The sequence below is a fragment of the Actinoallomurus acaciae genome (assembly GCF_042429965.1).
GTDB classification, from domain to species: domain Bacteria; phylum Actinomycetota; class Actinomycetes; order Streptosporangiales; family Streptosporangiaceae; genus Actinoallomurus; species Actinoallomurus acaciae.
In genome coordinates this window covers 1-7,109 of record NZ_JBHLZP010000421.1, presented here as the reverse complement: position 1 = coordinate 7,109, position 7,109 = coordinate 1, and the positions used below count along the sequence as shown (strand labels likewise).

Below are 7,109 nucleotides of genomic sequence, written 5' to 3'. Positions count from 1 at the left end.
GGCGCGCCGCAGGCCAGGCCGAACGCCAGCGCCCCGTCGGCCGGGCCGTCGATCCTCATCAGGAGCCGTCCGCCCACGGGTCGCGCGGCGCCGCGCGCCGCCTCGGCGAGCACGTCGGGGGAGAAGGACCATTCGAGGTCGGGCACACCGCGGTTGAACAGCACCCGCCACTCCGGGTCGGGCCACTCCCGTACCAGTGTCTCCATCGACCGCATCAGGCACACGGTGTCGGGCTGGCGGGGGATCGCACCCCGCGTGAAGACCTGGGCGTGCTCGCGGCCGTCCACGGTGCGCACCAGCCACTGGACGACGTCGTGCCGCCCGGCGATCACGTCGTCGGCGCGTCTCTTCGGCGCGAGCACGAACAGGTCGAGGCCGGAGAGCAGCCGCAGGTACGCGGCGGCGTCGCCCCGTGCCTTCGCCTCGGCGAGCCGTTCCTCCACCGCGTAGTGCGGCTGCCAGCGGGGCGGGCGGGCGTCGTCGAGGTTGAACCGCACCTTGCGGGTGAGCTCGTGGTCGGCGCCGAGGGCGCGCTCGCAGTCCGCGAGTACCTCCTCGTACAGCGCGACGGCCTCGTCGAGCCGGCCCGTCTCCTCGTACAGCAGGGCGAGGTGGTTGCGCGACCGCAGAGTGTCGGCGTGGTCGGGGCCGAGCGCCCGCCGCCGTCCGTCGACCACCGCGCACAGGGCCGTGACGGCCTCGGCGTGGCGGCCGAGTTCGCGGTAGGTCAGCGCGACGTTGCTGCGGGACAGCAGCGTCGCGGGGTGGTCGGGGCCGAGCACGCGTTCGCGGTCGGCGAGCGTGTGCTCGTACGCGGTGATGGCCTCGTCCTTGCGGCCGGAGTCGTCGTAGGCCAGCGCCAGGAGGTTGCGGACCGCCATCGTCTCGCGGTCGTCCCGGCCGAGGATCCGCTCCCAGTCCGACACGACGCGTTCGAGCAGCGGGACGGCGTCCGCCGGGCGGTCCACCTCGCGGTACGCCTCGGCGAGGTCGCGGCGGCACCGGACGGTGTCGGGATGGTCGGAGTCGAAGAGCCGTTCGCAGCCGGCGAGCGCGTCCTCGAGCAGGGCGATGCCCTCCGCCTGGCGATCGACGGACAGGTACACGTGCGCGAGGCGGATGCGGACCCGCAGGACGTCACGGTGGTCGGGGCCGTACAGCCGCCGGAGTCCCGCCAGGGCGCCCTCGGTCAGCCCGACCGCCTCCGCGGCCCGCCCGGTGTCCTTGTACATCGCGCCGAGCGTGGCCGCGGACATCAACGTGTCCGGATGACCGGGGCCCAGGATGCGCTCGCGGTCCTTCAGCGCGCGCTCGTACGCCTCGGCGGCCTCCGCCGTCCGGCCCAGGTCGTCGTAGAGCGACGCGAGGTTGGCCCGGATGGTGAGGACGCCCTCGTGATCGGCGCCCATGACGCGCTCGGCGTCGGAGAGGGCGGCCTCCATGAGGGGGACCGCCTCGTCGAGCCGGCCGGCGTCACGGTAGGCGAGCGCGAGGTTGTTGCGGGCGCCGATGGTGTCCAGGTCGTACGGCCCGAGGGTCTGCTCGCGGGCCGCGAGCACCTCCAGGAGCAGTTCGATGGCCTCGTCGACGCGTTCGGCGGCGGAGTAGGCGTCGGCGAGATGGTTGATCAGCGTGATCGACATGGGATCGCCGCGGCCGAGGCTGCGTTCGGCCTGGGTGAGGGTCTGGATGCAGACCGCGATCGACTGGTCGAGGCGGCCGGCCTCGCGGTAGGCGGAGGCGAGGTTGTTCCCGGCGATCAGCGTGTCGTGGGCGTCGGGTCCCAGCAGCCGTGCGCATTCGGCGAACGCCTGCTCGCCCAGGGTGATCGCCTCGTCCACCCGGCCCGCCTCGTAGTACGCGTGGGCGAGGTTGATCCGGCAGGTGAGCGTGTCCGGGTGGTCGGGGCCGAGGGTCTGCTCGGCGGTCACGAAGGCCTGCAGGTCGTCCAGGACCGCGTCGTCCAGCCGTCCGCCCGTCCGATAGGAGTTCTCGAGGATGTCCTGGAAGTCGTCTTCCACCACCGGGGGAACCTCCGTCGATCCGGGCACGGCCGAGACGGCCTGTGGGCAAAAATCCACCGTAACGGGCGAGCCGTAATCAGGCCGGATGAACCCGTACAGGAACGAGACCACCCGGTACGGGTACGCCGTCCTGGCGCCGCCCCCGCCCAGCCGGTCCCCGCAGTACGACCGGGTCCTCCGGGCTTCGGTGATCGTCGGTTCCAGTCCGCGCTCCCCTCATCCGCCCTCACGATAAGCGCGTCCGGGCCGCGACGGAACCGTGTTCGGTCAGGGTTCGGCGCGCCAGCCGTCGAGCACCCGGTCGACGTCCGCGCGGATGCGCTCGCGCGCCTCCGCGCGGGGAACGCCGGACATCAGCAGCGTGTCGTAGTCGGTGTTCTCGTGGCGTACGGAGGCGACGACGGCGGCCCGTACGGCCGTCTCGTCCAGCGCGCGCCCGGCGGCCGAGCGTCCGACGCGGCCGCTGCCGCGCGTGCCGGTGTGGCGGGCGATCGCCTCGGCGCGTTCGGCCGGGCAGCCGGGGAACATCCGCCGGATCTCGCGCGCCGTCCGCGCCTGAAGCTCCACGTCCTCGGCCGCGCGGCGCTCGCGGTCGCGGTCACGCCGTCGCGCGCGGACGTCCTCATCGGCGAGGCACTGCTCCTCGGCCACCTCCAGCGCGCGCTCCTCGACGAGCAGGCCCTGGCGTTCGTAGCGCTTACGGCGGCGGTTGAGCCGGACCACCACGCCCGACAGGCCGCTCGCCTTCTTCGCACGGCGGGTCAGGGCGGCGTCACCGGCCGGCAGGAAGACCAGGTGGTCCATGTCGGTGCAGGTCAGGCAGGTCGGCCTGCCATCCTCCATGACCAGGAAGTCGCCCGTGCCGTGGCAGCCGGCGCAGGTCCACTCCTTGAGCGGCACGATCACCACCAGGTCGGGCGCCGCGCTCTTTCGCTCGATCACCCGCTCGCGTTTCGCCTCGGAGAGGTCCGGGGAGAGCCAGTGCGTACGGTAGGCGCGCTCGGCGGACTCGTCGCCGTCGGCGGTGAACCGCAGCGCGACACGGTCGCGGGTGGCCGAGACATACGGCACCTCGACCGGCCGCAGGCCACCGTCCTCGGCCCATCGGCGCAGGGCCGTCATCGCCTTGGCGAGCCGGTCGGGGCGCGCGCCGAGCGCCTGCTCCAGGTGGCCGAGGCGACCCTGCCGCCACTCGTCGATCCTGTTCGCGGGCAGCCAGCCGATGCCGGTCAGGACGTCGATGGGCGAGACGGCCTTCGAACGCGCCAGCGCGGCCTCCGCGGCCGAGACGACCCGACCCTGGAGAGACTCACGGCTCAAGGGTCCTCCTTCGCCGTGGAAGCGACCAGGGCTCTTCGAATCGCTCGCTCATGACCGCCCAAATTTATCGGACCGACCGGCGCTGCCATGCTGGAAAGGTGATCGGACCTCAGCGATGGCACGTCGCGCCGGTACTGGTGTTCGCCAAGTTCGCCGGGGCGCTGCTGCTCGTGCTCCTGGCCGTCCTCTCGGGAGACGAGCGTGAACGCCTGCTGCTCTGCGCCGCCGGAGCACTGGCCCTCGGCGTGTACGGCCTGCGCGACGTGCTGGCACCGGTGAGGCTGTCCGCCGACGCCGGGGGAGTGACCGTCATCCACGGGTTCGCCGGCCACCGGCACATTCCGTGGCACGAGGTCGAGCACGTCGCCGTGACCGAGCGCCGCTCCCACGGCCTCCGCACCGAACTCCTGGAGATCGACGCGGGAGAGTCGCTGCACCTGTTCAGCCGACACGACCTCGGCGCGCCACTCCAGGAGGTGGAGGAGACCTTGCGGGAGCTGCGACCCGCAGCCGACCAGGAGCGGTGACCACGCCCCGCGAACTCGTGGCGGCCCCCCGGCCACCCCTGACCAACGCGGTCCCCTGGCCAATGCCGCTACCGACAGCCACCCCGGCCGCTAACGCGACCACGGTTACCGACGGCGGGGAGTGTCCCGGACGGCGCGAGTGTCCCGGACGGCGGGGCTTTGAACACGCCCTGGCCTCTCGCCGGCGCCGACAAGGGGACCTCAGCGGTTGAGGACGTGGTCGCGGGCCTCGGCGTAGCGTTCGCGGAGCTCGGGCGCCGGGTCGGCCTCGTATGTGGTCAGACCCGGGCGTTCCCAGCGCGGCGGCTCGGGTGCCTCCGGCAGTGCCCGCGCCGGCGATGTCTGTGCCGACAGGGCCCACGCCGCCTGGATCGCCGCGCCCTCCGCGACGTACTCACCGGCCGGTGGGACCAGTACCGGGCGGCCGAACACCGTCGGTGCGATGCGCCTCACCGCGTCCGAGCGGGCCGCACCGCCGATGAGGAGGACCCGGTCGGCCCGTACGCCCACGCGGAGCAGGGACTCCAGCCCGTCGGCCAGGCCGCAGAGCATGCCCTCGATCGCGGCCCGTGCCAGGTGCGCCGGTGTCGCGTTGTCCAGGCGCAGTCCGTGCACCGCGCCGGTCGCGTCGGGGCGGTTCGGCGTGCGTTCGCCCTCCAGGTACGGGACCAGCGTGAGGCCGTCCGCGCCGGGTGGGGCGGACAGTGCCAGCCGGGACAGTTCCTCGTGGTCGACGCCCAGCAGCCGCGCCGCGGCGTCCAGGACGCGTGCGGCGTTGAGCGTGCACACCAAGGGCAGGAAACGGCCGGTCGCGTCCGCGAAGCCGGCCACCTCTCCCGACGGGTCGGCGCAGGAGGACTCCGCGACCGCGAAGACCGTGCCCGACGTGCCGAGCGACACGACCACGTCGCCCGGCCGGATGCCGAGCCCCAGCGCGGCGGCCATGTTGTCGCCGGTGCCGGCCGACACGAGCACACCCGATGCCGTACGCCCCGCGGACTCGGCCGGGGCGAGCAGCCGCGGAACGGCCGGAGCGCGGCCCATGGCGAGCTCCAGCAGGTCGGGACGGTACCCGCCCTCCGCAGGTGACCAGTAGCCGGTGCCAGAGGCGTCGCCGCGGTCCGTCGTGAGTTCCCCGGTCAGCCGCCACGTCAGGAAGTCGTGCGGCAGGCACACCGTGGCGGTACGGGCGGCGGCCTCCGGCTCGTGCCGGGCCAGCCAGCGCAGCTTGGTCACGGTGAACGACGCCACCGGCACGCTGCCGACCGCCTCGGCCCACGCGCCGGGCTCGCCCAGCTCGGCGGCCAGGTCGCCGGCGGCGCCCGCCGAGCGCGTGTCGTTCCACAGCAGCGCGGGCCGTACGACCTCGCCGTCGTCGGAGAGGCAGACCATGCCGTGCTGCTGCCCGCCGATGCCGAGGGCCGCGACGTCGTCCAGCCCTCCCGCCGCGACGATCGCCTTGTCCAGCGCCGCGTGCCACGCGGCGGGGTCGACCTCGGTGCCGTCCGGGTGCGCCGCCTGACCGGCTCGCCTGATCTCACCGGTCTCGGCGTCGACGACGACCACCTTGCACGACTGGGTGGAGGAGTCGACGCCCGCGACCAGGGTCATCGCGCGCCGAGGAGGTGCTCGACGGCCAGCTGGTCGAGGCGCTCGAAGTGGTAGCCGCGTGCCGCCGCCTCGTCCAGGTCGAAGTCGTCGGCCGCGAGGGAGTCGAACGTCTCGCCGGGGTCGAGCGTGGGCACGGACAGCTGGTCCACGCGCGAGGCGGCGAGCGCCTCCTGGACCTCCGGGTCCGCGCGGAAGGCACGGGCCCGCTCCTTGAGGATGAGGTACGTGCGCATGTTCGCCTCGGCGCTCGCCCACACGCCCGAGATGTCCTCGGTGCGGGTCGGCTTGTAGTCGAAGTGGCGCGGCCCGTCGTACCCGCCGTTCTCCAGCAGGTCGACGAGGAAGAACGCGCTCTTCAGGTCGCCGTGCCCGAAGACCAGGTCCTGGTCGTACTTGTTGCCGTGCTGGCCGTTGAGGTCGATGTGGAAGAGCTTGCCGTGCCACAGTGCCTGGCCGATGGCGTGCACGAAGTTGAGGCCGGCCATCTGCTCGTGGCCGACCTCGGGGTTGAGGCCGACCATGTCGGCGTGCTCCAGCGAACCGATGAACGCCAGCGCGTGGCCGACCGTGGGCAGCAGGATGTCGCCGCGCGGCTCGTTCGGCTTGGGCTCCAGCGCGAACCGGATGCCGTAGCCGCGCTCGGTGACGTAGGAGGCCAACGTGTCGATCGCCTCGCGGAACCGGTCGAACGCGGCCCGTACGTCCTTGGCGGCGTCGGACTCGGCGCCCTCCCGGCCGCCCCAGAACACATAGGTCTTCGCGCCCAGCTCGGCGGCCAGGTCGAGGTTGCGCATCACCTTGCGGATCGCGTAGCGCCGGATGTCGCGGTCGTTGGAGGTGAACGCGCCGTCCTTGAACACCGGGTGGGTGAACAGGTTGGTGGTCGCCATCGGCACGACGAGGCCGGTCTCGTCCAGGGCCTTGCGGAAGGAGGCGACCGCCCGGTCGCGGTCCGGCTCGACCGCGAGGAGGTCGTCGTCGTGGAAGGTCACGCCGTACGCGCCGAGCTCGGCCAGCCGGTGCACCGACTCCACCGGGTCGAGCGGCGGCCGCGTGGCGTCGCCGAACGGGTCGCGCGCCTGCCAGCCGACGGTCCAGAGACCGAAGGTGAACCGGTCCTCGCGCGTGGGCTGGAACGTACTGGACATGCTGGCTCCTTAATTCGTACGCGACCTGGACTAATTAAATCGCGCAGGCCCAGAGTGTCAACATGCCGGGGAGGACGGGATTAGTCTGTGACGATGCGCCATGAGGTCGCACCCCTGCGCCACGGCGCCATGCGAGAACGCAACCTGGCCGTGGTCCTCGGCGAGATCGCCCGCCGGCAGCCGGTCAGCCGTGCCCGTCTCGCCGAGGCGACCGGATTCACCAAGACGACCGTGTCCAGTCTCGTCGCGTCGCTGGCCGGCGCGGGGCTGGTGCGCGAGGACGGGCCCGTACGCGACGGCGAGCGCGGCCGTCCCGCGACCGCCGTCTCGGTCAACGGCGACCGCGTCGCGGGCCTGGGCCTGGAGATCAACGTCGACTACCTGGCCGCGTGCGTGCTCGACCTCGGCCGCCGGATCCGGCACCGCCACATCGTCGCCGCCGACAACCGGGGCCGCGCCCCCGAGCGCGTCATCGACGC

The 7,109-nt window shown here is 73.0% G+C and carries 6 protein-coding genes; 2 read left to right on the top strand and 4 right to left on the bottom strand.

Going from position 1 to position 7,109, the window contains the following annotated elements; translation table 11 throughout:
* Both ACFFNX_RS37015 and ACFFNX_RS37010 read right to left on the bottom strand, forming a co-directional pair.
* The coding region (locus tag ACFFNX_RS37015; RefSeq protein WP_378210692.1) for a tetratricopeptide repeat protein at positions 1–2,024 on the bottom strand (2,024 nt) is incomplete at its 3' end.
* 267 nt (positions 2,025–2,291) lie between these two features.
* Entirely contained in the window at positions 2,292–3,344 is a 1,053-nt protein-coding gene (locus ACFFNX_RS37010; RefSeq protein WP_378210691.1) for a DUF2293 domain-containing protein, read from the bottom strand.
* A 98-nt stretch (positions 3,345–3,442) separates the two neighbouring features.
* Here ACFFNX_RS37010 and ACFFNX_RS37005 point away from each other — a divergent pair, with 98 nt between their 5' ends.
* Entirely contained in the window at positions 3,443–3,871 is a 429-nt protein-coding gene (locus tag ACFFNX_RS37005) for a PH domain-containing protein (RefSeq protein WP_378210690.1), read from the top strand.
* Positions 3,872–4,072: 201 nt separating this feature from the next.
* On the opposite strand, the gene xylB is transcribed toward ACFFNX_RS37005, so the two are convergent.
* Positions 4,073–5,482 (bottom strand): xylulokinase, encoded by a 1,410-nt coding sequence (gene xylB, locus ACFFNX_RS37000; RefSeq protein WP_378210689.1) that lies wholly within the window; start codon positions 5,480–5,482, stop codon positions 4,073–4,075.
* Positions 5,479–6,630: a xylose isomerase gene (gene xylA / locus ACFFNX_RS36995; protein WP_378210688.1), complete on the bottom strand. Its 1,152-nt coding sequence runs from the start codon at positions 6,628–6,630 to the stop codon at positions 5,479–5,481. The genes xylB and xylA overlap by 4 nt, the downstream gene beginning before the upstream one ends.
* Positions 6,631–6,723: 93 nt before the next feature.
* On the opposite strand from xylA, the gene ACFFNX_RS36990 reads away from it, so the two are divergent.
* The coding region (locus ACFFNX_RS36990) for a MarR family transcriptional regulator (RefSeq protein ID WP_378210687.1) at positions 6,724–7,109 on the top strand (386 nt) is incomplete at its 3' end.

Excerpts from the sequence above, each read along its gene's own strand:
- xylB (WP_378210689.1), bottom strand. The coding sequence starts at position 5,482 with ATGACCCTGGTCGCGGGCGTCGACTCCTCCACCCAGTCGTGCAAGGTG.
- xylA (WP_378210688.1), bottom strand. The coding sequence starts at position 6,630 with ATGTCCAGTACGTTCCAGCCCACGCGCGAGGACCGGTTCACCTTCGGT.